Origin of the sequence: Shewanella sp. SACH (assembly GCF_001887095.2) — a bacterium.
Classification (GTDB): Bacteria; Pseudomonadota; Gammaproteobacteria; order Enterobacterales; family Shewanellaceae; genus Shewanella; species Shewanella baltica.
Map to the genome: position 1 here is coordinate 1 of NZ_MPDG02000009.1, position 24971 is coordinate 24971.

A 24971-nucleotide genomic window follows, 5' to 3' on the forward strand; every position below is an offset into this window, starting at 1 on the left:
ACACTGAGCGCCGAACGCTTCCAGGTGGCTAGGGCTGCGTATTCTACGCATTTCCCGTTTCGCGTCAAGGAGTTTTTTCAACTTCTTGCTGCGATTGAATTAAGCGGTTAAAAGCCATTTAATTCAATCTAACTCGTCAGCTTGCTTTCGCTGTCTGCCGTGTCAGTGGATGCGCATTATAGGGAGATTGAGAAAGTGCGCAACCCCTATTTTTAAGATAATTGTCATTTTCTCACTGTTCGTTGGATATTTGACCTGACCTGCTAGTTTTTAACCTTTATAATGCAAAAAACCACTCAATTAGGGACTTTTCTATGTCAGGGCCACTCAGAACTTACCAAGGTATTCATCCTCAATTAGGCAATAATGTGTATGTAGATGAAGCTTCGGTGCTTGTTGGCGATATTGCGTTAGATACTGATGCCAGTATTTGGCCTATGGTGGCGGCGCGTGGTGATGTTAACCATATTCGTATTGGTAAGCGCTCGAACGTGCAAGACGGTAGCATATTGCATGTGACGCGTAAGTCAGCTGCTCGTCCCGATGGTCATCCACTGATTATTGGTGATGATGTGACTATTGGTCACAAGGCGATGCTTCACGGTTGCAAAGTCGGTAACCGAGTATTAGTGGGCATGGGCGCGATTATTCTTGACGGTGCGATTTTAGAAGATGATGTGATCTTAGGTGCGGGTTCTTTAGTGCCACCGAGCAAGGTATTACAGAGCGGCTATTTATATGTAGGCAGCCCAGCTAAGCAGGCTCGTCCATTAACGCCTGCCGAAATGGCCTTTTTGCCAGAATCTGCCGACAACTATGTCAGACTGAAAAACGAGTACTTAGTTGAGTTACAAAACATCTAGTCGGTTAGCGTTAGTCGCTTAGTATCGCTATATAAGAAAGGCGGCAGAGACTCATTCAGTCTCTGCCGCCTTTTGCAAAATCTATCCACTGAAACTCGCTATCAAACTAGCCTAGGCGAACTGCGCCAAACTCATCAAACTCTTCAGCTTCGATTAAGTCTTCTGCCATTTCTTCGGCGTCAAATCTCACCGCATCAAACAATGCCAGCATAGCAGCCGCTTCATCGGTGCTCGGCTGTTCAGAGAAATCATTCAGCTCACGTAATTTAGCAGCACTGATATAGCACTTGATGTTCATCCCCTGCGATTGCGCCATAAAACAGATTTGCCCTTGGGCATCGTCCCAATATTGCAGATCGGGGAAAAGAATACTTTGATTCATGCTTCCTACTTAGGCTCTGCCATTAGTTTGTCCCGCAAAAGCGTCAACACCACTTGGGTGTCGGGCTCAATACCTCGCCATAGGGTAAAACTCTTAGCCGCTTGTCCGACTAACATACCTAGCCCATCAATGACTTTCGCCGCACCTTGGGAGATTGCCCATTGATTAAAAGCGGTGATCGAGGCGCCATACATCATGTCATAACAAACGGTTTGGGTGGTGATGATATGTGCAGGCAAAGGTGGCAACTCGCCCGCAAGACTAGCAGAGGTTGAATTAATAATGATATCGAACTCGCCCGCAAGCTCACTCATTTCTACGGCGGTGACTTTACTCGCGTAAGCGCCGTTATCCACAGAAGTAAAGATATCGACCAAAAGCTGCGCCTTAGTGTGGGTGCGATTGCTGATGGTCAGCTGCGCAATTCGCGCATTTAATAACGGCAGAATACAACCGCGCGCCGCGCCACCAGCGCCAATGAGTAACACGCGCTGATCTTGCAAGCTACCTAAGTTAGCGATGAGATCGGCCACCAGCCCTAAGCCGTCGGTGTTATCACCGCGAATAGTGCCATCGGCCAATAAACTTAAGGTGTTGACTGCACCAGCGAGTTTGGCCTCGGGGCTGATACTGTCACACAGCGCAAAAGCTTGCTCCTTAAAAGGCACGGTCACATTGGCGCCCTTACCGCCCGCATTGAAAAACGCCGTCAATGAGGCTTCAAAACCATCGACCGGAGCAAGAATGGCTTCATAGGTTAATGACTCTTGGGTGGGCGCGGCAAATTGTCCATGGATGAACGGCGATTTACTGTGGCTAATTGGATTGCCAAACACTGCGTATCTGTCTGTCATTGCGATATGAAATTTTAGGTTCGATGGCTTTGCAGTCTACCGCGCTTTTGAGCCCACGCAAGACGAATTATGCTCAACTAAATTTCACGCTAGGTTTCACGCTATAATGCGCCATCGGCTCAATACACTCTACTTTAGTGAACGACTATTCCAATGAACTGGCTTAAAAAGATTTTTAGTAAACACACTCCGCCGCAGGATGATCGCGATCCGAGTCAATCTAACGCCTATGACTTAATCGGCGGCGAGAAGGTGATCCGCGCTATCACTAAATGTTTTTATCAGAAGATGGCAAGTTCGGCAGAAACGACAACACTGCTTGCCATTCATAGGGCGCCCATTGCGGAGTCTGAGCAGAAGCTATTCGAATTTTTAAGTGGTTGGCTCGGTGGACCGCAGCTTTATCAGCAAAAATATGGTCATCCCGCATTGCGAGCACGACACATGCATGTCGATATTGATGAGGCAATGCGCGATCAATGGCTGTTTTGTATGAAGTTTGCGATTGAAGAGAATATTAAAAAGCCAGAGCATCGAGCCGCCATCTTTGAGGCGATTTCAACTCTGGCCGATCATATGCGTAATCAATAAAGTGGATATGGCATCCACTTTTTAAGATTAACGGCTAAACCCAGTCGCGTGGTTTGAGGTAGTTATCGTACAAATCTGCCTCTGGGCTTCCCGCCTCTGGCGTATAAGCATATTGCCAACGCACTAATGGCGGCATCGACATTAAGATAGACTCGGTACGACCACCTGTCTGCAGACCAAACAGCGTGCCTCTGTCATAGACTAAGTTGAACTCAACATAACGACCACGGCGATAGAGTTGGAACTGACGCTCACGCTCACCGAACTCAGTATCCTTACGACGCTCAACAATCGGCGCATAGGCCGTTAAGAAGCCATTGCCCACGGCTTGCATAAAGCTAAAGCTTTGCTCGAATCCTGCTTGATTCAAGTCATCGAAAAACAGTCCGCCCACACCGCGGGTTTCATTACGATGCGGCAGGAAGAAATACTCATCGCACCATTTCTTATATTTGGGATAAACCTCATCCCCGAAAGGCGCACAAATATCCTTAGACGTTTGATGCCACTCGCGCACATCTTCCTCAAATGGATAATAAGGTGTTAAGTCAAAACCACCGCCAAACCACCACACAGGATCGGCACCTTCTTTTTGGGCGATGAAGAAGCGCACATTGGCGTGAGTCGTCGGGATATACGGATTGTTAGGATGGATCACTAAAGACACACCCATAGCTTCAAAACTGCGACCCGCCAATTCTGGGCGATGCGCCGTTGCCGACGCCGGCATAGCGGCGCCAGTCACATGGGAAAAGTTAACCCCAGCTTGCTCGAATACTGCACCTTGGGTTAATACTCGGCTCGTGCCACCGCCGCCTTCGGCGCGGGTCCATGAATCGGCGGCAAACGTTGCTTGGCCATCCAGAGTCTGTAAACCGGCACAAATTCGGTTTTGTAAATCGAGTAAAAACGCTTTTACCACTGCAGCATCAGGCACACTCATCTTGTTATCCTTATTATTGGTTTGCTCATTGTCCATTTCGTAAAATTTTGCCGCTTCGTGCATCTATGATGGTCGAGGGCTGACGTTGTTCGCCGAGTTCGCCTAATACGAGTGCATCGATTTTACCGGTAAAATCAGCGAGGATTTCAGCGGCAGTTAATGCGGGATCTTCACCTGCAAGGTTAGCACTGGTCGACACTAAAGGTTTATTAAGCGCGCGGCACAGGGCTTGTACCCCAGTATGGGCCGACACTCGCACTGCAATAGAGTCAAATTCGCCACAGAGGTATTTTGAAACATGCGCTTTGATTGGCATGACAAAGGTAAAAGGCCCCGGCCACTTGGAAAATGCAAATTCGAGCTGCTCAGCCGTTAATTGCGATTCATCAACATAAGCTAAAAGCTGCTGAAAATCACTGGCGACTAAGATCAGTCCTTTTTGCCATGGGCGCTGTTTTACCGCCAATAACTTTTGGATAGCAGTGTCGTTATCAGGGTCACAACCTAGGCCATAAACCGCCTCGGTTGGATAAGCGATAACGCCACCTTGAAGAATGATGTCTTTTATATCGGATGGGTGTAGCTGCAACATTATCAAATCACCTTATGCGTCTTATCAGTTTTTGTCATTACCCGAAACTTCGCCGCCCCATCTAACGGTCGGTTGGGGATTATACTCAAGCCGCACTAAGGCAACAAATATTATGCAATGGCCTCGCTACAAGGGGCGCTTGTACTTGCAGGTTTTTTGCGGACATTCTAAACGCATCCCAGCCGCACCTTTGCGCTCGACTAAGATCCCAAAACCACAACTTGGGCAATCTTCCGCAACTGGAGGATAATTCACAATAAACTTGCACTTAGGGTAAGCGCTGCAGGCATAAAAACTCTTTCCGAAGCGGCTCGTTCTGTGCTCCAGTTTACCCGTTTTGCATTCTGGGCAAGGGATGTCAGGCTTGTCACCCGCTTGATCCTGTTTTTCAATGTGTGTGCAGCTAGGATATTGAGTGCAACCGATAAAGATCCCAAATCGACCAGATTTTACCGCCAGCTCGTGGCCACATTCAGGGCATACAGAACCTTCAATCACTTGAGTTTCAATGGATTCGTGCTGCACTAAGGGACGAGTGTAATTACAGCTAGGGTAATTATTACAGCCAATAAAACCGCCGTGCTTACTGTGTTTGACCGATAACTCGCTGCCACATTCAGGGCAAAGTTCGTATTCTTTTTCCAGTGCGTGTTCGTGGGCACTAAATAATTGTTCATCAATCTTAGACATAATCATTCACCACCTGTCGTAGCGCATTAGGATATCAAGCGCAGTGCCATCAAGGAATTTATGGCATCAAAAAAGGAGGTCTTAGCCTCCTTTCTCTCATAATTCATCTTTCACAACGATTAAGAATGTAGTCGGCCTTCTGGCTGTTCGAAGATTAAATCTTCCATTTGCTCATAAGCGGACTCATGACCAGGAGCGTTAAACAACACCATTAAGATAACCCATTTGAGATCTTCTAAAATCAGGGTTGGCTCATCCAACTCCATGACTCTATCGATCACCATTTCACGGGTTTCGACATTCAGCACTTTAACTTGCTCTAAAAACAGCAAGAAACCGCGGGATTCCACATCCAGCTTGTCCATTTCGTCCTTTGTATAGATACGAAACGAATGCTGATCGTGATTACAAAGATAAGGTTTATCCCCTTCTTGTAATTCTGCTAAGCGCTCTAACCAAGTTAACGCTTTTAAAATCTCGGATTGATGAAATCCGGCACGAGTGAGTTCCTTGGTTAACTCGTCTTCATCAACTAGTAGTTCAACTTCACTGTGAACATAGTTTTCAAATAGATACATGAGGATATCAAACATGGCTAGCTCCTCTTTACTCTGACGTAACCACCGGGTACTGCAATCACCCAACCTTGCAACTCAAGTTCAAGCATTTGTTCTAACACCAGATCTATCGTTTTCCCACTATGTTCAACTACTGCATCAATGGATGTAGTTTCATAACCTACACTAGCTAACAGAGACGAAAATGGCAAATTACAAATCTCGCCTTGCTGTATATGGTGGCATAACTTCAATTCTTCAAGGTGGTAAGCGGTTAAACTTGCCAACTCCTCCACTATATCGGCGGCTGTTTCCACAAGTTTTGCCCCATCACGTAATAAATCATGACAGCCTTGATGGTAACCACCCAAGATTGAGCCCGGAACGGCAAACACCTCACGCCCTTGCTCCATCGCCAACCTCGCTGTGATTAAAGAACCGCTTTTACGACAGGCTTCAACCACAAGTGTCCCTAAAGAAAGACCGCTAATAATCCGATTTCGTTTCGGGAAATTCCCCGCAAAGGGACCGACATCTGGCCAAAACTCGCTAAGTATACAGCCTTGTTGCTGAATATCATGATAAAGCTGCCGATGTTTTCGTGGATAAACAGTCTCAATGCCAGTCCCGAGCACAGCAATGGTTCGCCCTTGATGTTCAACACAGGCTTTATGGGCAGCGCCATCAATCCCCATCGCCATACCACTACAGATACCAAATCCCATTGAGGACATCTCCGCAGCCAGCTGATAAGCGACCTGCAATCCGCCTGGTGAAGCATTACGACTGCCTACAATCGCAAGATACGGAAGGGCTAACGCCTCCAAACAACCTTTAACGAACAGGACGGCGGGCGGATCTGAGAGTTGTTTTAATAACGGCGGATAAAGCGGATCGGAGAAACAAACGAGATGATGGTCAGCGGCTTGCTGCTGCCATTCGAGGGCGACATCAACTTTTTGATAATCAATAGCAAGACTATGGAGCAGATGGTCAGATAAAGGTAGCGCTTCTCTCTCGTGCTCTAACCTTTGCCTGAGGTCGTCCACTTCCATGTGCGTTAATAATTGTTGGATCCGAGCGGGTCCCAGCCCAGATACAGCGCAAACAACTAACCAATCGACCAAATGTTCAGATATTACTGACCTCTTAAGGCTAAAGACTCAGGGGCAATTAACTTATCGTCGACACGCACAGGCCGCTCAGTGGAGACAATCAAACCTAAGCTCGCTTTGTCGAATACTTTGAACACCAACAGTTTGCCATGATAGATATCTGGCATTTGAATAGCGCGATCCGATGAAACAGATGCCATTAAGTTATCGTAGGCGGTGCGCTCAGTGGCAGGCACTGGCATACCATCATTGTTGATGACGATGACTTCACCATCACGGTAAATAGAAAACACGACTCCGGGCTCAACCCCATCTTGGGTGCCTTTATCTAAGTACACCACATCTAACTTACCCGCTTCACGCATCTTTGATTCGATAGCAAGCACGACGGCTGGCGTCTTTAACTCTGCCGGTTTTGGGGTGAAGTAAGCTGACATCAAGGAATCACTTTCCATCGGCATGACTCTGAAACCCGCTTTGGTTTCACGAAAGCTGGTTAACAACTTAATTTTTGAAACCTTACCAGACTCAACCACTTGCCCAGTTGATGCTAAAATGGCCTCTTGTCCTATCGCTTCGCCTGACGCTTTATTGAAAAACTCACGACCACGTTCGTAAACACCGTACTTTTGATTCATCGGCAGTTCAGCATCAATATAAATCACATCACCCACAATATGGTGACGCGATGGGCTTTCACCTGCTAATACCATAGGTTGCTCGGCAAGCCAGTCGGTTGCGACAACGCGATTCTGCACTAAATACTGCTCAATTAAGGCCAAGTCGACGGCAGGAATCGCATTGCTCTTAGCAATGATCCGTCCTTCAGGACTTTTCTTCACATGGGGTTTCGCACTGTCGACCATGTCGCCGTTGCGCACCAACCGAGGCTGACCATCGACAAACACGAGCGTGAGTTGATCGCCAGGATAAATAAGATGGGGATTAGCAATCTGTGGGTTTACATCCCAAAGACGTGGCCATTTCCATGGATCATTTAGAAACGCTGCGGAGATATCCCAAAGAGTATCGCCCTTTTTCACCACATATGACTCAGGATGCCCCGCTTTCAGCGTAAGGGTATCGGCGGCAACAAACGTGCAATTGAATGTCATTAACGCGAGTAAAATTAACCGTTTCATGGGTATTTCCATGTTGTTTGGCTCTTAGTTTGAGCTTTTACTGTTATTGATAGGCACTAAAGATTAAAATTAACCCATTAGCATCAGTCAGTATAACTAACTGGCAGAGATTTGACAGACTTGTTAAGAGTTTATGTATGGCACAATTAAAAGTATTACAATTTCCTGACGAAAGATTGCGGACACGAGCCACACCCATCACAGAGTTTAATGCCGAGCTGCAAACTCAAATTGATGATATGTTCGACACCATGTACCAAGAAAAAGGTATCGGTCTGGCCGCGACCCAAGTGGATTACCATAAACAACTTATTGTCATGGACTTACAAGATGAAGTCGAACGACCTAAAGTGTTTATTAATCCCGAAATTATCGCCAGCAGCGGCGACTTCTGCAATGAAGAAGGTTGCCTGTCGGTGCCAGGCATTTATGCCAAAGTCGATCGCGCCGAATTTGTTACGGTAAAAGCCTTAGACAGGCACGGCAACGAATTTATTGTTGAGGCCGATGAGCTTTTTGCTATCTGTATTCAACACGAAATGGATCACCTCAAAGGCAAATTGTTTGTCGATTATCTGTCGCCGCTAAAACGTCAGCGGATCAAACAAAAACTTGAAAAAGCGGCCCGATTGGACGCCAAAGAAGCATAGGATCAGATTTGAAACCACTCAACATCATCTTTGCCGGAACACCGGATTTTGCCGCTCGCCACTTACAAGCACTGTTGAACTCACACCACAATGTGATTGGCGTTTACACTCAGCCCGATAGACCCGCTGGCCGCGGCAAGAAACTGACCGCCAGCCCAGTAAAAGAACTCGCCGTCGCCAACAATATTCCTGTGTATCAACCTGGTTCATTACGTAAAGAACCCGCGCAACAAGAACTTGCCGCGCTGAATGCCGATATCATGGTGGTGGTTGCCTACGGTCTGATCCTGCCAAAAGTCGTATTAGATACGCCGCGTCTAGGTTGTATTAACGTTCACGGTTCTATTTTGCCACGCTGGCGTGGTGCCGCACCGATCCAACGCGCGCTTTGGGCCGGCGACAAAGAAACCGGCGTGACCGTTATGCAGATGGATGTGGGTTTAGATACCGGCGATATGCTACTGAAAACCACTCTGCCGATTGAAGATAGCGACACCTCAGCCAGCCTTTACGAGAAACTGGCGGAACAAGGTCCTGTTGCCCTATTGCAAGCCCTCGAAGGTCTAGCAAACGGCACCTTAGCCGCTGAAAAACAAGATGAAGCCTTAGCGAACTACGCAGAAAAACTCAGTAAAGAAGAAGCCAGACTCGATTGGAATAAATCTGCCCAGCAACTCTGGCAAGAAGTCCGTGCCTTTAATCCTTGGCCAGTGAGTTACTTTGAGCATCAAGGCAATACCATTAAAGTGTGGCAGACCCAAGTTAGCGAAACCACCAGCACAGCCGCTCCGGGCACTATTATCAGCGCCAGCAAAAAAGGCATAGAAGTCGCCACCGCCGACGGCGTGTTAACCCTGCTGAATATGCAGCTGCCAGGGAAAAAGCCGCTCAATGTTGCCGATATTCTCAATGCTCGAGGTGAATGGTTTAGCCCGAATACTCGCCTCGCAAACGAGGCACAATAGTATGAACTTGCGCGCGCTGGCTGCGAAAGCCATCTTCGAAGTATTAGAAAAAGGCGTGTCACTCTCAGTGGCATTGCCCGATCAACAAAAGCACCTTGCCAGTGGCAAAGATAAAGCCCTACTCGCCGAGCTCTGTTACGGCGTGATGCGCACTCTGCCGCAAATAGAGAAACGCATCAGTGAATGCCTAGCGAAACCACTCAAAGGTAAGCAAAGGATTATCCACCAGTTGCTGATCATAGGTTGCTATCAACTTTACTTCACTCGCATTCCAAGCCACGCCGCGATTTCAGAAACCGCCGAAGCCTGTCGCCAGTTAAAATTTGAAGGCATGGTTAAGGTCGTTAACGGTGTACTGCGCAACATTCAGCGTCAGCTTTCGCCGCTAAGCACTGAGTCAGATACCTTAAGCTACAACACGCCCGCTTGGTTGATTAAGCGCTTGAAAGAAGCCTATCCCGAGCAGTGGCAAGACATCATTCAACAAAGCCATGAACGCCCACCTATGTGGCTGCGTAACAATCGCTTATCCCAGAGCCGTGCCGAATACCTTGCTGCCTTAGCCGAACTCGAGATTGAAGCGAGCGAAGGCAGCAGTGCCGATGCCATCCTTTTAGCGCATCCAAAAGATGTCGCCACACTGCCACGCTTCCATGAAGGCGCGGCCTCAGTGCAAGATGGCGCGGCGCAATGGGCGGCGACATTACTGGCGCCACAAGCGAATGAATTAATCCTCGATGCCTGCGCGGCGCCCGGTGGTAAAAGCTGTCATCTACTCGAACTTGAGCCAAGCATCAAACTGGTTGCCGTCGACTTTGATGCCAAACGCCTCGAGCGCGTGCAACAGAACCTTGACCGCTTGTCATTAAAAGCGGAGCTTATCCATGGCGATGCGGCCAATATTGACTCATGGTGGCAAGGTGGACAATTTGATCGTATCTTACTGGACGCGCCATGCTCGGCCACTGGAGTGATCCGCCGCCATCCCGATATTAAATGGTTGCGAAAAAACCATGACATCGAAGAGTTGGCTGAACTACAACAGCAAATTCTCGATCATTGCTGGAAGTGGCTCAAACCCGGTGGCACGCTTCTTTATGCCACTTGCTCGATTTTACCGCAGGAAAACCGCGACCAGATCAGTGCGTTTTTAGAGAGAACGGCAGATGCTAAGCTAGACACACTCTCCCAGCAAAATTCGCCACAGGATATAGGTTGGCAAATCACGCCAGGACAAGACAATATGGATGGGTTCTATTACGCCCGTTTATTAAAAGCGACCGATTAGGAAGTAAGCAAGGCCATGAAAATTATCATATTAGGTGCGGGTCAAGTCGGGGGAACCTTGGCCGAGAATTTGGTAGGTGAGAATAATGACATCACCATAGTCGATCATGACAAATCCAGACTACGCGCCCTGCAAGATAAATATGACCTTCGCGTTGTGGCGGGCCATGCAGCCCACCCCGATGTGCTCAGAGAAGCGGGCGCAGAAGATGCCGACATGCTGATCGCGGTAACCAATAGCGATGAATGCAACATGGCCGCCTGTCAGATTGCTTACACTCTTTTCGGCACGCCAACAAAAATTGCCCGTATTCGCTCAGAACCCTATCTGGCGATGCGCGATAAACTCTTTATCGACAGTGAAACCAAAAATAGCGACGGTCGCCCCCGCGGCGGCTTCGTGATCGATGAATTAATCGCCCCTGAACAGTTAGTGACCGCTTACATTCAGCGACTCGTTGAATATCCCGGCGCGCTACAAGTACTCGAATTTGCCGAAGGACGGCTAAGCCTAGTGGCCGTTCGTGCCTATTATGGTGGTCCACTGGTGGGGAATGCGTTAGCGGCACTGCGCGAACACATGCCGAATATTGATACCCGGGTTGCGGCGATTTTCCGCCAAGGCCGCCCTATCATGCCTCGCGGTACCACGATTATCGAAGCCGATGATGAAGTCTTCTTCGTCGCCGACAGTCGACACATTCGCGCTGTTATGAGCGAAATGCAAAAGCTCGATAACTCCTACCGCAACATTATGATCGCCGGTGGCGGTAACATAGGCTTAGGTTTAGCCAAACGCCTTGAGCGCACCCACTCAGTTAAACTGATTGAGCATAAGTATGAGCGGGCTGAAGCCCTATCGGAGCAACTGGAAAATACTACCGTGTTCTGCGGTGACGCTTCAGATCAAGAGTTACTGCTCGAAGAACACATAGATCAAACCGACGTATTTATTGCGGTAACCAATGACGACGAAGCCAATATTATGTCGGCATTGCTGGCAAAACGTATGGGCGCGAAAAAGGTCATGGTGCTGATCCAGCGCGAAGCCTATGTGGATATCGTCCAAGAAGCTAATATCGACATTGCTATCTCACCCCAGCAAGCCACCATTTCGGCACTGTTAACCCATATCCGTCAGGGTGATATCTGTAACGTTTACTCCCTACGTCGCGGCGCCGCCGAGGCAATTGAAGCGATTGCCCACGGGGATGCCAGCACGTCTAAAGTGGTTGGCAAAGCCATTGGCGATATTAAGTTGCCACCGGGAACCACCATTGGTGCTATTGTCCGCAACGACGAAGTATTAATGGCTCACGACAAAACCGTGATAGAACAAGGGGATCACGTGATCTTATTCCTAGTGAATAAAAAGTTTGTCGGCGAAGTCGAGAAGCTTTTCCAACCAAGTGCTTTCTTCTTCTAAGAACCTAAGTAAGCCAACTTATGCTGAACTTTAGACCACTATTGTTTATTTTAGGGCTGTTTTTGTCCATGCTGACAGCCTTCATGTTGATCCCACTGCTCCTCGCCGTGTTCAATGCCGAGGAAACCGTGGGCTCTTTCATGCTGTCGGCGTTAGTGACAGGCATTAGTGCCAGCTTGTGTTTACACAATGGCCAGAGTAAAACCATTAACCTCAATATCCGCGATATGTTCCTGCTGACCAGCCTAACGTGGTTGATCGTAAGCCTGTTTGCGGCCATGCCCTTTACCCTGTATCACGGGATTGGCTATACCGACGCCTTCTTTGAGACTATGTCCGGCATCACGACCACAGGTTCTACTGTGCTCTCGGGGTTGGATACCATGGATCACAGCATTTTAATCTGGCGTTCTTTATTGCAGTGGCTAGGTGGGATTGGTTTTATCGTGATGGCGGTGGCCATTCTGCCCTTCTTGAACGTCGGTGGTATGCGGCTGTTCCGCACTGAATCTTCGGATTGGAGCGATAAAGCCGTACCACGCACCCAGAGCATGGCTAAGTACTTATTCTTTATTTATATTTTGCTGACTGTTGCCTGCTGCGTTGCCTATCATCTGGCGGGGATGACTTGGTTTCAAGCCATCAACCATGCCATGACCACTCTATCAACCGGCGGCTACTCAACATCTGATAGCTCAATGGCCGCGTTCTCCCACTCGGCTCACTGGGTTGGCGTGTTCTTTATGGCGGCGGGTGGCTTACCGCTACTCATGTTTGTGCACACCATACAGCAAAGGGATCTGCGGATTTGGAACGATGCTCAGGTCAAAGGTTTCTTGTTTTTCCTGACCTTCGTGTCTTGTTCTATTGGCTTTTGGCTGTGGCAAACCCGCGATATTGAACTCCTCGATGCGCTGCGTTTATCCAGCTTTAACGTGGTTTCTGTGGTGACCACTACAGGTTATGGCTTAACGGATTACGGGGCTTGGGGCGCCTTTGCCAACATCGCCTTTATGTTCTTAATGTTTGTCGGTAGCTGCTCTGGCTCAACTTCAGGCGGGATTAAAATCTTCCGGTTTCAAATCGCTGGCGCCATTATGCGCGAGCAATTGAAACAGCAATGTCATCCAAACGGTATCTTTAGGGAACGCTACAACAATCGCATCATCAGTGAAGATATCGTGCGCTCGCTGATCACTTTCGTACTGTTGTTTGTAATGGTGATTGTAGGCTTGTCGGTAATTTTAGTGCTCACAGGGCTCGACCCTATGACCAGTTTCACGGGTGCTATCACGGCGGTCACGAACGTAGGTCCTGGCTTAGGGCCGATTATTGGCCCTGCGGGTAACTTCTCAACCCTACCCGACGTGGCGAAATGGGCGTTGTCACTCGGCATGTTACTCGGTCGTTTAGAAATTCTGACCGTAGCAGTGTTATTCCACCCGAGTTTCTGGAAGTATTAATTCTGTAGAGCTTGGATATAAAAAAGGCGCTTAACTTGTTAAGCGCCTTTTTTATTAAGCCTGACTCGTCCTAAATAGCGGTAACGTCAGCTAATTCCAACAGATGATCGGCATAGATCTTCACATCTGCCCAGTCGGTGTAATCGATAACCGACTTAGGATCGGTTGGGCCTTTGGTCATCTTCATAATCAACTGGATCATCCACCTGTCGTACCAAGGCCATGAAGGATAATCCACTTTCCCCGCAATAATTTTAAGATCGGCTGGCGTCCACGGCGATAAGGCGATGAACTTTTGCAGATATTTATTATTCTCAGGAATACGTTTTTCTGGATTTCTCGCCACCACGTTGACGCAGAAGAAACTGTTTGGCAATGCACCCAAAGCCTCTGCATGCTGCTCGATAAACTTGAACACACTTTTATCATAGGTGCCATAGAGTACACAGGCACCTAAGGCGACGACCTCGTAATCGGGCCAATTGATACAAGTCGCGGCAGCACTATTGATATCGACAAGGTCGACCTTAGCGCCACGAAAGGTTAATTGGTCGGCAATTGCATTGGCAATCTTGCCTGTGTGGCCACCACGGGTAAAATAAAGTACGAGAACGCGTGTCATAGGGAATTACCGATCCACTGAGTTAATGTCACCATTGTGGCAAGATTACGTTAAATAAACCTCTGATAGGATCACAAATCAGCCGTATCTCATATTCTGAGATGCAAAAATTGAGATCTGCATGGCTGAGCAGTATGATTGCGTAAACACAGGTGTTCAATTAGAATTATCTAATCAAAAGCGATGAAGTGAGTGACCTTATGCAAAATGACATAGATGTAGCTGCAATGGTAACTAATGCGGAAAGTGCGGCTAAATGGCTTAAGGCCATAGCGAACCCTTATCGCCTAATGATTTTATGCCTATTACTAGACAAAGAGTTGAGCGTAACTGAACTCAATGCCACTGTGCCATTAAGCCAGTCGGCACTATCCCAGCATTTAGCCGTATTACGCGCTGAAGATCTGGTGGATACCCGTAAGAGCTCGCAAATTGTTTACTACAAGCTCAAGAACGAACAAGTCACCCAAGTGATTTCGATTCTGCATAGCCGCTACTGCGCAGTGTAACACGGTAAAGCTAGCTTAAATTTAAGCCCTAATCGCTTGCAAGTGATTAGGGCTTAATGGTTTTTAGTGTTGGCTAAAGCGGTTACCGAAGGCGTCGACTTTTTCCCAATCGGTAAACTCAAAGGTGCCTGTGATATCGGTTGGCCCTTTAGTCATCCACATAATGAAACGAATCATAGTGCGATCGAAGAAACCGTATTTAGGATAATCAATCTTGCCCGCAAACACTTCTAACTGCTGAGGTTGCCACAGTGAAAGCTGCAGAAACTTTTGCATATAAGGATTGGTTTCAGGCGTATTCTTTAAGGGTTTGCGCGCCACGACGTTAACGGTAAAAAAGCCATTAATCTTAGTATCGAGCACCGCATGGTGGCGGTTCACAAACTGGTAAAGTTCAGGTCTATGCTTACCATAACGAATACTGGCGCCGATCAGCACTTTATCAAAATCAGCTAAGCTCAACGCATCAGCCTGCTCTAATGTGACCAGCGAAACCTGCTCTCCCGCCTGCTCTGCAATCGTCTTCATTTTTTGGCAAATTGCCAATGTTTGGCCATCAATCGTCGAATAGATTATTAACGTCTGCATGATTAATTCTTCCAAAAAGTTGGCGTAAACAAAATCAGTAAGGTAAATACTTCGAGGCGACCAAACAGCATAGCCGCGACCAATACCCATTTGGCACCATCGCCAATACTGGCGTAGTTACTGGCTACCGCGCCTAAGCCTGGGCCTAGGTTGTTTAAGCAAGCTGCGGTGGCACTAAAGGCAGTAATATCATCTAATCCCATAGCCATGAGTGCAAGCATACAGATCACAAACACCAGCGCATAGGCAGAGAAGAATCCCCACACGGCATCGACAACGCGATCGGGCAAGGCTTTAGAACCGATACGGATAGAGAACATCGCCTTAGGATGAACCAGTCGCTTTAATTCACGCGAGCCCTGTAACAGCAGCAAAATGACCCGAATCACTTTAATCCCCCCCGCAGTTGAGCCACCACAGCCACCGATAAAGCTCGAAAATATCAATAGAATAGGTAAAAACAACGGCCACATGTGGAAACTTTCAGTACCAAACCCTGCGGTAGTGGCCACGGAAACCGCCTGAAATAAGGCATGATCTAAGGTTTCTTCCGGCGAATCATAAATGCCCGAATGATAAAGCGTGAGGAAACAAATCGCGGTAAGAATGAGTTGAATCGCCACCAGCATCTTAAATTCGGCATCTTTAAAATAGACTCTAACGTTAATCCCTCGCCGCGAAAATGCCGCAAAATGCACGCTAAAGTTAACCGCAGAAACGATTAAAAAGAACACACAAATAAGGTTAATCACTGAGCTATCGAAATACCCCATGCTAGCATCGTGGGTCGAAAAACCGCCGATAGCGATAGTTGAAAATGAATGGCAAACCGCATCGAACACACTCATGCCCGCCAGCCAATAGGCGGTCGCACAGGAAATAGTTAACAGTAAATAGATATACCACAGTGCCTTAGCGGTTTCGGCGATCCGCGGGGTCATCTTACTGTCTTTCACTGGGCCCGGAATTTCAGCGCGATAGAGCTGCATTCCCCCTACGCCAAGCACAGGTAAAATCGCCACGGCGAGCACAATAATCCCCATACCGCCGAGCCATTGCAGCATATGGCGATAAAACAGAATGGCTTTAGGTAAGAAGTCGAGCCCGACAATCACTGTGGCTCCGGTGGTGGTTAACGCAGAGAAAGATTCGAAGAAACTATCGGTCCAGCTAAGGTCGGGTTGACTCGAGAAGATAAACGGTAAAGCACCGATAGAACCCAGTACGGTCCAGAACAGGACCACAATCAAGAAACCCTCTCGGGTACGCAATTCTTCTTTACAGTGGCGATTGGGATACCAGAGCCAGAAACCAATAAATAGGCTGACAAAAAATGCCTGCATAAACGCCGTGCCGCCGCCATCGTTATACCAAACAGCGATCAGTGCCGGTGGCAGCATAGTGATTGAAAATAAACCAATCAGCAGGCCTATGATTCGTATTATGGTTTTATATTGCATTAAGCGAGTTCAATCATTCCATTGGCTGCAAAGGTATTTTCAGCATTTGGGCTATTTTGGCATAATTTACGCAGGCATCACAGCTCAAACTCAGGCCTCAAACTTCCCTGACTGAGCGTCGCCAGCGACTCACACAGTAATGCCTGTTGCTGCCTGCCTATCTCGAACACAATATCGACCGCTTCAGCAAATTGCTTATCGATTATCACGGCATCGACTTGCTGTAATAGATGCTCAACATCGCGCAGCTGCGCATAATCACAATGCAACTTGGCGGGATAACGTAATTGTTTTAGTCGCGTCGGCAATTGAACCAAACCTTGCCTTAAGCCCGACGTATAAGCCCGAACCAGTCCACCTACGCCTAGCTTAGTGCCGCCATAATAACGCACCACAACAGCGCCCACTTCGCCGATATTCGCCCCTTGCAACACAGCTAACATAGGGCGACCAGCACTGCCGGCAGGTTCGCCGTCATCACTCGAACCAATTAAGACACTATCATCCGGTGCGCCAGCCACAAAAGCAGAGCAATAATGGCTTGCGCCGGGATAGTCACGCTTTATGTCAGTGAGTACTAACTTAAATTTATCGAAGCTATCGCAATGAAAGAGAAAAGAGATAAAGCGGCTATGCTTTATCTCTTCTTCAATCACGATATCTTCACAGGGAACGCTATAACTTTCGAGCACACATCCGCCCTAATCTTTACCCTATGATCAATCGGTCAAGCCGAGTTCACGGGTCATGTTCTCGTTTCTATCTTGATGCACTATGACGTTATCTTCGATGCGAATACCGCCAAAAGGTCTTAACTCATCAACCGTTTGCCAGTTGATCTGTTGGCCACGACTATCTTGTTTAAGCTCATTGAGCAGAGTATCGATAATGTATAACCCAGGTTCCATGGTCAGCACTTGGTTTGGCGCTAAAATGCGGGTGCAACGTAGGAATGGATGGGCCTCTGGCGCCGCGATATGAGTACCGCGTTCATCGTGGGAAAAGCCGCCAACATCATGCACTTGTAGGCCTAACATGTGACCTAAGCCATGGGGGAAGAAAGCACTGGTTATGCCTTGATCGATCAAACCTTGGACATCACCTGTGGCTAAATCAAAATCCAATAGCATTTGCGCGACTTTAGCATGGGTGGCCAAGTGTAAATCGGGATAACGCACACCCGGACGCATCATGTCGATAAGCTCTAGCTGCGCCTTGTTCATCGCAGTGATCAATTCATCGAAACGATTCTTCTCGAATGCATAAGTTCTGGTGATATCAGAGGCATAGCCAAAGTAACTCGCGCCGGCATCGATAAGAAATGACAAACGTTTCGCAGGGCTTTGGTGTTCAAGTGCGGTGTAATGCAAAATCGCCGCATTTTGGTTAAGGGCAATGATATTGCCATAGGGCACCTCATTCTCGCTCTGGCCAACTGCAGATAAATAGTGCTGCTGGATTTCGAACTCGCTCGCACCATTATAAAAGGCATTTTTAGCCGCCAAATGTCCCTGCACCGCAATTTGATTCGCGCGGCGCATACATTCCAACTCATATTCGGTTTTAGTCGTTCTGTGGTAATGCAGATAACTCATCACAGCATCGGGATTACGACTGGTAAAACCCAGCACTTCGGCCACATCTAAATGCTCACCTAAATAGGCCCAATTAGCGATATCTGTCGGTAAAAACTCAGCGACCTTATCAGCCTTGGTCAGCAGCTTAATATCGAAATACTCAGTCCAAAACATATCAGGTACATCAGACACTTTGTGCCAAAAATCCACAGGACGATAAAAAATCAGCTGCGGCTTATCACGGCCGTTGACCACTAACCAACAATTCGGATTATCCAACACAGGCAACCATGCCTTGAAGTGCGGGTTTGCCTTAAAGGGATAATTGATATCATCCAAAAACATCCGATGCGGCTGACCCGAATGGATCACTAAACCAGACAAGGCTTCTCGAGACAAAATCTCTGCGACTCGACGGTTTAACTCGGCAATATGGGCACGATAGTGATGAGCCAACTGATCCATTTGTCATCTCCTGCAATGAATAAAAGTTAATAATATGAGCCGAATTTGCTCACATATTCTTAATCTGATCATGAACAACAGATTCAATCAAAACACTAAACTGTCACTCAATCTAAAATACATGGCCGCTGAACAAAGAACATTAAAGCGATAACGTCATGATTATCTTTAAGAGTTATGTTCAACCCTAGCATGGCTGCAACGTTTAAACGTCTAAGGTAAACAGCCACAAAGACCTATTTATCCGCAAAGTGATTTAACGCATTCTAGGTGTTCTACACTCTGTGCAGTGTATCACAAAGGTGAAAAATCACTCTAGCCGACAAGAAATTAAACAGTCGTTTAAATTGGGTGTTGTAATTTATCGAATTTCGAAGCACACTGGCACACAACTGGTCAAATGATGGCCGAAGCTGCTGTGAGATAGAGAGTCGTACTAGCACCAACACATAATGGTGGGTATCACTTTTAAGCCAAAAGGAAGCAAGCAATGATCTACCAAAGTCCTACAATTCAGGTTGAGTTACTCGAGGATAATATTGCCAAGCTGTGCTTTAACGCACCCGGTTCGGTGAACAAATTCGACAGAGAAACCCTCGCCTCGCTCGATGCGGCATTAGACAGCATCAAGCAAGATTCCAATATCAAAGCGTTAGTGCTGACCTCAAGTAAAGATACCTTTATTGTGGGCGCCGACATTACCGAATTTTTAGGCCTGTTCGCACAAGATGACGCCGTATTGCTCTCTTGGGTTGAACAAGCCAACGCAGTCTTCAACAAACTCGAAGACTTGCCTTTCCCAACCGCATCAGCAATCAAAGGCTTTGCCTTAGGTGGCGGCTGTGAAACCATTCTGGCAACCGATTTCCGTATCGCAGACACCACAGCCAAAATCGGTTTACCCGAAACTAAACTCGGCATCATCCCAGGTTTTGGCGGCACAGTTCGTCTGCCACGTGTGATTGGTGCAGATAACGCACTTGAGTGGATCACGACCGGTAAAGACCAACGCGCTGAAGATGCACTGAAAGTCGGCGCTGTTGATGCCGTGGTTGCACCACAAGCGTTAGAAGCTGCTGCGATTCAAATGCTCAAAGATGCTGTTGCTGAAAAGCTGGATTGGCAAGCACGTCGTAACCGTAAACTGTCTGCGCTAACACTGCCAAAACTTGAAGCTATGATGTCATTCACCACAGCCAAAGGCATGGTGTTTGCGGTTGCGGGTAAACACTACCCTGCACCAATGGCTGCTGTAAGCGTAATTGAGCAAGCATCGACTAAAGGTCGTGCTGAAGCATTACAAATCGAACATCAAGCCTTTATCAAGCTGGCTAAAACCGACGTTGCTAAGGCACTTATCGGTATTTTCCTTAATGATCAATTTGTTAAAGGTAAAGCGAAGAAAGCCGGCAAGTTAGCGAAAGAAGTCAACAACGCGGCCGTATTAGGCGCAGGCATTATGGGCGGCGGTATCGCTTACCAAAGCGCTAGCAAAGGCACACCGATTGTCATGAAAGACATTGCCCAGCCAGCATTAGATTTAGGCCTCAATGAAGCCGCTAAACTGCTGTCTGCCCAAGTCGCCCGTGGCCGTTCAACGCCAGAAAAAATGGCCAAAGTGCTGAACAACATCACGCCTTCATTAGATTATGCCGCGATTAAACACAGTGATGTCGTCGTTGAAGCCGTTGTTGAACATCCAAAAATCAAAGCACAGGTTTTAGCCGAAGTTGAAGGCTATGTGAGTGAAGATGCAATTATCGCGTCAAACACTTCAACAATTTCAATCAACTTGCTCGCTAAGAGCATGAAGAAACCTGAACGTTTCTGCGGTATGCATTTCTTCAACCCAGTGCACAAAATGCCTTTGGTCGAAGTTATCCGTGGCGAGCATAGCTCTGAAGAAACCATCGCCTCTGTTGTGGCTTATGCCAGCAAAATGGGCAAGACCCCAATCGTTGTTAATGATTGCCCAGGCTTCTTCGTTAACCGCGTACTCTTCCCTTACTTTGCAGGCTTTAACGGCTTACTTGCCGAAGGTTGCGACTTTGCTGCAATCGACAAAGTGATGGAAAAACAATTCGGTTGGCCAATGGGTCCAGCTTACCTGCTCGACGTAGTCGGTTTAGACACAGGTCATCACGCCCAAGCTGTTATGGCTGAAGGTTTCCCTGATCGCATGGGTAAATCAGGCACTGACGCGATTGATGTGATGTTTGAGAACAAACGTCTTGGCCAGAAAAATGGTAAAGGTTTCTATGTCTATTCAGTCGATAGCCGTGGCAAGCCGAAGAAAGATGTCGATCCAACAAGCTACGGCCTATTGAAAGATGCCTTTGGCGAGTTAAAAGCCTTCGAAGCCGATGACATTATTGCCCGTACTATGATCCCTATGATCATCGAAACCGTGCGCTGTTTAGAAGAAGGTATTGTCGCATCGCCTGCCGAAGCGGATATGGGCCTAGTTTATGGCTTAGGATTCCCGCCATTCAGAGGCGGCGTGTTCCGTTACTTGGATACCATGGGTGTCGCAAACTTTGTGGCCTTAGCAGACAAATACGCTCACTTGGGCGGTCTGTATCAAGTCACAGATGCGATGCGCACATTAGCAGCCAATAACGGTAACTACTACCAAGCCTAATTAGCGGGAAAGGAATTTAATCATGAAACAAGCTGTTATCGTAGACTGCATCCGTACTCCGATGGGCCGCTCAAAGGCTGGCGTATTTCGTAATGTACGTGCAGAAACTTTGTCTGCCGAACTAATGAAAGGTCTGTTGCTGCGTAACCCGCAACTCGACCCAAACCTGATTGAAGACGTGATTTGGGGTTGTGTGCAACAAACCCTAGAACAAGGCTTCAACATCGCCCGTAACGCTTCGCTATTAGCGGGCATTCCAAAGACCGCAGGTGCTGTGACGGTTAACCGCCTATGTGGTTCATCAATGGATGCTATTCATCAAGCGGCGCGGGCGATTATGACTGGCATGGGCGACACCTTTATTATTGGTGGCGTAGAACACATGGGCCACGTGCCAATGAGCCATGGTGTCGACTTCCACCCAGGTCTTGCTAACAACGTGGCAAAAGCCTCTGGCATGATGGGTTTAACGGCTGAAATGCTGGGTAAACTGCACGGTATTACCCGTGAACAGCAAGATGCTTTTGCGGTACGTTCACACCAACGCGCTTATGCTGCGACGGTTGAAGGCCGCTTTGCCAAAGAAATCTATGGCATTGAAGGTCACGATGCTAACGGCGCCTTAATTAAAGTCCTGCAAGACGAAGTGATCCGCCCAGAAACTACCATGGAATCTTTGGCTGCACTGCGTCCCGTATTTGATCCAGTAAACGGTACTGTGACTGCTGGTACTTCTTCTGCACTGTCTGATGGCGCCTCAGCCATGTTGATCATGGAAGAATCTAAAGCGCGCGCACTTGGCTTGCCAATTCGTGCACGCATTCGCTCAATGGCGGTTGCAGGTTGTGACGCGGCTATTATGGGTTACGGCCCAGTGCCAGCCACGCAAAAAGCACTGGCTCGTGCCGGTATTACCGTTGCCGATTTAGATGTGATTGAACTTAACGAAGCGTTTGCTGCTCAGTCTTTACCTTGTGTGAAAGATTTAGGTTTAGCAGATGTGGTTGATGACAAAATCAACCTCAACGGCGGCGCAATTGCACTAGGTCACCCACTGGGTTGTTCAGGCGCTCGTATCTCTACGACGCTGATCAACTTAATGGAAGACAAAGACGCGACCTTAGGTTTAGCGACCATGTGTATTGGTTTAGGCCAAGGTATCGCAACCGTGTTTGAACGCGTTTAATTCGTTACTCGAATAATGGTCAAAGCCGGAACTTGTTCCGGCTTTTTTATGCCAAATTTTCTGCCAGCGTAAATATTAATATTTCTCATTTCTTCTGCTGTTCATTTGAAAATCAGTCCGTTATCAACTTAACTACAAGGGCATCACTGGCTATTGTGGACGACAACAGGCAAGCAATCATCAGCCAAATCTAGACAGTGTAGTGCAAGGATGCAATTCGTTGTTTTACAAGAGGAATGCCTGATGCTACAAACGGAACAGACCCTTTTCGAACAAATGCGGATTACTGAGCTGGAGATCGAGTCTCGTAAGGCGCTCTTCTCTTTTACTGGGGCGGACGTAAAGGCCCTGCAATCCTTTAAGCCCATCATTGAAGAAAACATCGATAAAATCGTCGATGACTTTTATGGCTTACAAACCAGCGTGTCAGAAATTGCGCTGCTGATCGGAGACTCAGACACCCTTGCCCGCTTACGTACCGCACAGAGAAGATATGTGCTCGATTTATTTAATGGTGTTTATGATCTTGAGTACGTAAACAATCGCCTGCGGATTGGGTTGGTCCATAAACGCATTGGTGTTGAGCCTAAGCTTTACCTGTCTGCGGTACACACACTGAAAGAGCTTATCTACGCCGTGATCAACTGTTCAGTGCAAGATACACATCAAGGCGAATGTATCCGTGTCGCGATTGATAAACTGGTGCTGTTTGATGTCACGTTAGTATTCGATACTTATATTCGCAGCTTAGTATCCGAGATTGAGAACGCTAAGGATAAAGCCGAAAAATATGCCCAAAGCATGGAAAGCAAAGTCAAAGAGCGGACACAGCAGTTAGAAGAACTGTCGCAAACCGATCCCTTAACAGGCCTGCTCAACGTTAGGCATTTACAAGAAACGGCAACGCGCATACTCAGGGCCGCCCAAAGGCGTGCCGAACCCGTAAGCGTGATCTACTTAGACGTAGATGATTTTAAGTCATTCAACGACACCCAAGGCCATAGATCTGGGGATGAAGTACTGCGCGCTGTAGCAAAAGCCATTAAAGAAATCACTCGTGCCGAGGATCATTGCTTTCGATATGGTGGAGATGAGTTCTGTATCATCATGCCTAACTGCCGTGAAGAACAAGCTCGGGATAATTTCATCACTCGATTCAATCAAAAAATAAAACTCAGTTTAAACAATATTTCCTTAAGCTTTGGCATTATTGATACAGGGCCCTACGAATACGAAGAAGCCAATAGCTTAATTCATAAAGCCGATCAGCGAATGTATAGCTACAAACGTGCGTCCAAACAGCAGCAACAAACTATGGCGGCAGCAAATGATTTAGCACCTGAGAATAGTACCGCTGATGTCCATTCAATCTCTCAATCTCAAAGCGTTGATAAAGCCGTCGAGTAATTTTTAAACCCATTCGTCATCAATGTTCCACGTGGAACATTAAATATCTAACATTCGTATTGATAGAACATCTCAATGAAACCAGATCACAAATTGAAACCGCCAACTTGGTTTATCATGGGGGCTGGAGTAACATTAGCTAATTCTGCTTAACCGTTCAGTAGAGGTAATATGAACGACGCTTTCTCAACCGCACAGCATAGACTCGATGCTCTTGGTTTACGCTGCCCAGAGCCTGTTATGATGGTGCGTAAAACCGTAAGACAAATGGCTGCCGGCGAGACACTGCTGATCATTGCCGATGACCCTGCAACGACGCGCGATATTCCAAGCTTTTGTGAGTTTATGGATCACACCTTAATTGCCAGTGAAACTACGCAAACGCCATATCAATATTTGATCAAAAAAGGACTTTAAGTCGTATCCGTTAACGACTTAATCATAAAACAAAGGATGTGAGAAACTATGCCAAAACTGCTGGCGATTGCCTATAAAACTGTAAAACGCGGCCCAATGAATGAAGTTCTCTGTGCCAATGTCACCCAACTCAGTGGCGTAGAGAAAGATGTGTTTGGTCGCCCAGGCAAACGCCAAGTCACTGTGCTTTCTAAAATTCAGTGGCAACAGGCCTGCCATAGTATCGAGTCAGATTTACCTTGGACGACTCGCAGAGCAAATCTGCTCGTTGATGATCTCGTATTTAGCAGTGCCGATGTTGGTAAACATTTACAGATCGGCGAGTTGCGACTTGAAATAACGGGTGAGACCGACCCCTGTAAAAAAATGGAAATAGCACATGTCGGTTTAGAGGCCGCGCTCACGCCAGATTGGCGAGGCGGTGTAACCTGCCGAGTATTAAATGATGCCATGATCCACTTAGGCGATGAGATCACTCTGGTGAATCCGAGCTAATTTTATTCAAAGCTAGTCGGCTCTCTTAATTAATTCTCCATACTGCTCTGTAAATAGAACCAAGTAACTTGGTTCTATTTCTGC

26 protein-coding genes are annotated in these 24971 nt (G+C 47.4%); 13 read left to right on the plus strand and 13 right to left on the minus strand.

Annotated elements, in window-relative coordinates; translation table 11 throughout:
- Window positions 1-314: 314 nt before the first annotated feature.
- A complete protein-coding gene (locus BM607_RS20385; protein WP_071939885.1) occupies window positions 315-863 on the plus strand; it encodes a gamma carbonic anhydrase family protein in 549 nt (182 codons plus the stop codon).
- Window positions 864-969: 106 nt separating this feature from the next.
- On the opposite strand, the gene BM607_RS20390 is transcribed toward BM607_RS20385, so the two are convergent.
- Entirely contained in the window at window positions 970-1245 is a 276-nt protein-coding gene (locus tag BM607_RS20390; protein ID WP_006083787.1) for a DUF1488 domain-containing protein, read from the minus strand.
- Window positions 1246-1250: 5 nt separating this feature from the next.
- Window positions 1251-2099, minus strand: a complete 849-nt coding sequence (aroE, locus tag BM607_RS20395; protein ID WP_071939884.1) for a shikimate dehydrogenase — start codon at window positions 2097-2099, stop codon at window positions 1251-1253.
- A gap of 153 nt (window positions 2100-2252) precedes the next feature.
- Here aroE and BM607_RS20400 point away from each other — a divergent pair, with 153 nt between their 5' ends.
- Complete coding sequence (locus BM607_RS20400) at window positions 2253-2690, plus strand: group II truncated hemoglobin (RefSeq protein ID WP_006083789.1); 438 nt, start codon at window positions 2253-2255, stop codon at window positions 2688-2690.
- A 34-nt stretch (window positions 2691-2724) separates the two neighbouring features.
- Here the strand turns inward: BM607_RS20400 and hemF are convergent, their stop codons facing one another.
- From hemF to BM607_RS20430, 6 genes are all read right to left on the minus strand, one after another.
- The gene (gene hemF, locus BM607_RS20405; protein WP_083548623.1) at window positions 2725-3633 is read right to left on the minus strand and encodes an oxygen-dependent coproporphyrinogen oxidase; all 909 of its coding nucleotides are present in this window, start codon (window positions 3631-3633) and stop codon (window positions 2725-2727) included.
- Window positions 3634-3658: 25 nt separating this feature from the next.
- Window positions 3659-4225 (minus strand): L-threonylcarbamoyladenylate synthase, encoded by a 567-nt coding sequence (locus tag BM607_RS20410; protein ID WP_071939882.1) that lies wholly within the window; start codon window positions 4223-4225, stop codon window positions 3659-3661.
- Window positions 4226-4351: 126 nt separating this feature from the next.
- Window positions 4352-4915, minus strand: coding sequence for a topoisomerase DNA-binding C4 zinc finger domain-containing protein (locus tag BM607_RS20415; RefSeq protein ID WP_071939894.1), 564 nt, complete (start codon window positions 4913-4915; stop codon window positions 4352-4354).
- Between the two features lie 119 nt (window positions 4916-5034).
- Window positions 5035-5508 (minus strand): DUF494 family protein, encoded by a 474-nt coding sequence (locus tag BM607_RS20420; RefSeq protein ID WP_006083793.1) that lies wholly within the window; start codon window positions 5506-5508, stop codon window positions 5035-5037.
- Window positions 5509-5510: 2 nt separating this feature from the next.
- Window positions 5511-6527 (minus strand): DNA-processing protein DprA, encoded by a 1017-nt coding sequence (gene dprA / locus BM607_RS20425; protein WP_012586345.1) that lies wholly within the window; start codon window positions 6525-6527, stop codon window positions 5511-5513.
- Window positions 6528-6610: 83 nt separating this feature from the next.
- Window positions 6611-7741 carry a LysM domain-containing protein gene (locus BM607_RS20430; protein ID WP_006084796.1) on the minus strand — a complete coding sequence of 377 codons (1131 nt, stop codon included), beginning with the start codon at window positions 7739-7741 and terminating at the stop codon, window positions 6611-6613.
- Window positions 7742-7866: 125 nt separating this feature from the next.
- Here BM607_RS20430 and def point away from each other — a divergent pair, with 125 nt between their 5' ends.
- Genes def through BM607_RS20455 form a run of 5 tightly spaced genes read left to right on the plus strand, consistent with a single transcriptional unit; the run spans window position 7867 to window position 13520 of the window.
- Window positions 7867-8379: a peptide deformylase gene (def, locus tag BM607_RS20435; protein WP_071939881.1), complete on the plus strand. Its 513-nt coding sequence runs from the start codon at window positions 7867-7869 to the stop codon at window positions 8377-8379.
- An 8-nt stretch (window positions 8380-8387) separates the two neighbouring features.
- On the plus strand, window positions 8388-9344 hold the full coding sequence (fmt, locus tag BM607_RS20440; RefSeq protein ID WP_011845353.1) for a methionyl-tRNA formyltransferase: 957 nt from the start codon (window positions 8388-8390) through the stop codon (window positions 9342-9344).
- Window position 9345: 1 nt separating this feature from the next.
- On the plus strand, window positions 9346-10632 hold the full coding sequence (rsmB, locus tag BM607_RS20445) for a 16S rRNA (cytosine(967)-C(5))-methyltransferase RsmB (RefSeq protein ID WP_011845352.1): 1287 nt from the start codon (window positions 9346-9348) through the stop codon (window positions 10630-10632).
- 15 nt (window positions 10633-10647) lie between these two features.
- Window positions 10648-12057, plus strand: coding sequence for a Trk system potassium transporter TrkA (trkA, locus tag BM607_RS20450; protein WP_006083799.1), 1410 nt, complete (start codon window positions 10648-10650; stop codon window positions 12055-12057).
- Between the two features lie 20 nt (window positions 12058-12077).
- Window positions 12078-13520 carry a TrkH family potassium uptake protein gene (locus tag BM607_RS20455; RefSeq protein WP_006084792.1) on the plus strand — a complete coding sequence of 481 codons (1443 nt, stop codon included), beginning with the start codon at window positions 12078-12080 and terminating at the stop codon, window positions 13518-13520.
- Between the two features lie 70 nt (window positions 13521-13590).
- On the opposite strand, the gene hemG (BM607_RS20460) is transcribed toward BM607_RS20455, so the two are convergent.
- A complete protein-coding gene (gene hemG, locus BM607_RS20460; RefSeq protein ID WP_071939880.1) occupies window positions 13591-14142 on the minus strand; it encodes a menaquinone-dependent protoporphyrinogen IX dehydrogenase in 552 nt (183 codons plus the stop codon).
- 200 nt (window positions 14143-14342) lie between these two features.
- Between hemG (BM607_RS20460) and BM607_RS20465 the strand changes: the two genes are divergently transcribed.
- Window positions 14343-14651 (plus strand): metalloregulator ArsR/SmtB family transcription factor, encoded by a 309-nt coding sequence (locus BM607_RS20465; RefSeq protein ID WP_006083802.1) that lies wholly within the window; start codon window positions 14343-14345, stop codon window positions 14649-14651.
- A gap of 63 nt (window positions 14652-14714) precedes the next feature.
- Here BM607_RS20465 and hemG (BM607_RS20470) read toward each other — a convergent pair whose 3' ends face one another.
- The 4 genes from hemG (BM607_RS20470) to pepQ form a co-directional block, all read right to left on the minus strand.
- On the minus strand, window positions 14715-15239 hold the full coding sequence (gene hemG, locus BM607_RS20470) for a menaquinone-dependent protoporphyrinogen IX dehydrogenase (protein WP_011981997.1): 525 nt from the start codon (window positions 15237-15239) through the stop codon (window positions 14715-14717).
- Between the two features lie 2 nt (window positions 15240-15241).
- Complete coding sequence (locus tag BM607_RS20475) at window positions 15242-16699, minus strand: TrkH family potassium uptake protein (RefSeq protein WP_006083804.1); 1458 nt, start codon at window positions 16697-16699, stop codon at window positions 15242-15244.
- 77 nt (window positions 16700-16776) lie between these two features.
- Complete coding sequence (locus tag BM607_RS20480; RefSeq protein ID WP_071939879.1) at window positions 16777-17391, minus strand: YigZ family protein; 615 nt, start codon at window positions 17389-17391, stop codon at window positions 16777-16779.
- Window positions 17392-17418: 27 nt separating this feature from the next.
- Complete coding sequence (pepQ, locus tag BM607_RS20485; RefSeq protein ID WP_006084787.1) at window positions 17419-18741, minus strand: Xaa-Pro dipeptidase; 1323 nt, start codon at window positions 18739-18741, stop codon at window positions 17419-17421.
- A 490-nt stretch (window positions 18742-19231) separates the two neighbouring features.
- On the opposite strand from pepQ, the gene fadB reads away from it, so the two are divergent.
- From fadB to BM607_RS20510, 5 genes are all read left to right on the plus strand, one after another.
- A complete protein-coding gene (fadB, locus tag BM607_RS20490; protein WP_071939878.1) occupies window positions 19232-21382 on the plus strand; it encodes a fatty acid oxidation complex subunit alpha FadB in 2151 nt (716 codons plus the stop codon).
- Between the two features lie 22 nt (window positions 21383-21404).
- Window positions 21405-22568 carry an acetyl-CoA C-acyltransferase FadA gene (fadA, locus tag BM607_RS20495; RefSeq protein WP_006083808.1) on the plus strand — a complete coding sequence of 388 codons (1164 nt, stop codon included), beginning with the start codon at window positions 21405-21407 and terminating at the stop codon, window positions 22566-22568.
- Window positions 22569-22811: 243 nt separating this feature from the next.
- Window positions 22812-23975 carry a diguanylate cyclase gene (locus BM607_RS20500; protein ID WP_006083809.1) on the plus strand — a complete coding sequence of 388 codons (1164 nt, stop codon included), beginning with the start codon at window positions 22812-22814 and terminating at the stop codon, window positions 23973-23975.
- Window positions 23976-24146: 171 nt separating this feature from the next.
- On the plus strand, window positions 24147-24392 hold the full coding sequence (gene tusA, locus BM607_RS20505; protein ID WP_006083810.1) for a sulfurtransferase TusA: 246 nt from the start codon (window positions 24147-24149) through the stop codon (window positions 24390-24392).
- A gap of 48 nt (window positions 24393-24440) precedes the next feature.
- On the plus strand, window positions 24441-24887 hold the full coding sequence (locus BM607_RS20510; RefSeq protein ID WP_006083811.1) for an MOSC domain-containing protein: 447 nt from the start codon (window positions 24441-24443) through the stop codon (window positions 24885-24887).
- Window positions 24888-24971 lie beyond the last annotated feature (84 nt).

Coding starts and splice junctions, on each gene's coding strand:
- fadB (WP_071939878.1), top strand. CDS start 19,232: ATGATCTACCAAAGTCCTACAATTCAGGTTGAGTTACTCGAGGATAAT.
- BM607_RS20510 (WP_006083811.1), top strand. CDS start 24,441: ATGCCAAAACTGCTGGCGATTGCCTATAAAACTGTAAAACGCGGCCCA.
- aroE (WP_071939884.1), bottom strand. CDS start 2,099: ATGACAGACAGATACGCAGTGTTTGGCAATCCAATTAGCCACAGTAAA.
- rsmB (WP_011845352.1), top strand. CDS start 9,346: ATGAACTTGCGCGCGCTGGCTGCGAAAGCCATCTTCGAAGTATTAGAA.
- BM607_RS20400 (WP_006083789.1), top strand. CDS start 2,253: ATGAACTGGCTTAAAAAGATTTTTAGTAAACACACTCCGCCGCAGGAT.
- BM607_RS20500 (WP_006083809.1), top strand. CDS start 22,812: ATGCTACAAACGGAACAGACCCTTTTCGAACAAATGCGGATTACTGAG.
- BM607_RS20390 (WP_006083787.1), bottom strand. CDS start 1,245: ATGAATCAAAGTATTCTTTTCCCCGATCTGCAATATTGGGACGATGCC.
- BM607_RS20455 (WP_006084792.1), top strand. CDS start 12,078: ATGCTGAACTTTAGACCACTATTGTTTATTTTAGGGCTGTTTTTGTCC.
- BM607_RS20385 (WP_071939885.1), top strand. CDS start 315: ATGTCAGGGCCACTCAGAACTTACCAAGGTATTCATCCTCAATTAGGC.
- BM607_RS20415 (WP_071939894.1), bottom strand. CDS start 4,915: ATGTCTAAGATTGATGAACAATTATTTAGTGCCCACGAACACGCACTG.
- hemF (WP_083548623.1), bottom strand. CDS start 3,633: ATGAGTGTGCCTGATGCTGCAGTGGTAAAAGCGTTTTTACTCGATTTA.
- trkA (WP_006083799.1), top strand. CDS start 10,648: ATGAAAATTATCATATTAGGTGCGGGTCAAGTCGGGGGAACCTTGGCC.
- fadA (WP_006083808.1), top strand. CDS start 21,405: ATGAAACAAGCTGTTATCGTAGACTGCATCCGTACTCCGATGGGCCGC.
- hemG (WP_011981997.1), bottom strand. CDS start 15,239: ATGCAGACGTTAATAATCTATTCGACGATTGATGGCCAAACATTGGCA.
- tusA (WP_006083810.1), top strand. CDS start 24,147: ATGAACGACGCTTTCTCAACCGCACAGCATAGACTCGATGCTCTTGGT.
- dprA (WP_012586345.1), bottom strand. CDS start 6,527: ATGGAAGTGGACGACCTCAGGCAAAGGTTAGAGCACGAGAGAGAAGCG.
- BM607_RS20430 (WP_006084796.1), bottom strand. CDS start 7,741: ATGGAAATACCCATGAAACGGTTAATTTTACTCGCGTTAATGACATTC.
- BM607_RS20475 (WP_006083804.1), bottom strand. CDS start 16,699: ATGCAATATAAAACCATAATACGAATCATAGGCCTGCTGATTGGTTTA.
- BM607_RS20420 (WP_006083793.1), bottom strand. CDS start 5,508: ATGTTTGATATCCTCATGTATCTATTTGAAAACTATGTTCACAGTGAA.
- hemG (WP_071939880.1), bottom strand. CDS start 14,142: ATGACACGCGTTCTCGTACTTTATTTTACCCGTGGTGGCCACACAGGC.
- def (WP_071939881.1), top strand. CDS start 7,867: ATGGCACAATTAAAAGTATTACAATTTCCTGACGAAAGATTGCGGACA.
- BM607_RS20465 (WP_006083802.1), top strand. CDS start 14,343: ATGCAAAATGACATAGATGTAGCTGCAATGGTAACTAATGCGGAAAGT.
- BM607_RS20410 (WP_071939882.1), bottom strand. CDS start 4,225: ATGTTGCAGCTACACCCATCCGATATAAAAGACATCATTCTTCAAGGT.
- pepQ (WP_006084787.1), bottom strand. CDS start 18,741: ATGGATCAGTTGGCTCATCACTATCGTGCCCATATTGCCGAGTTAAAC.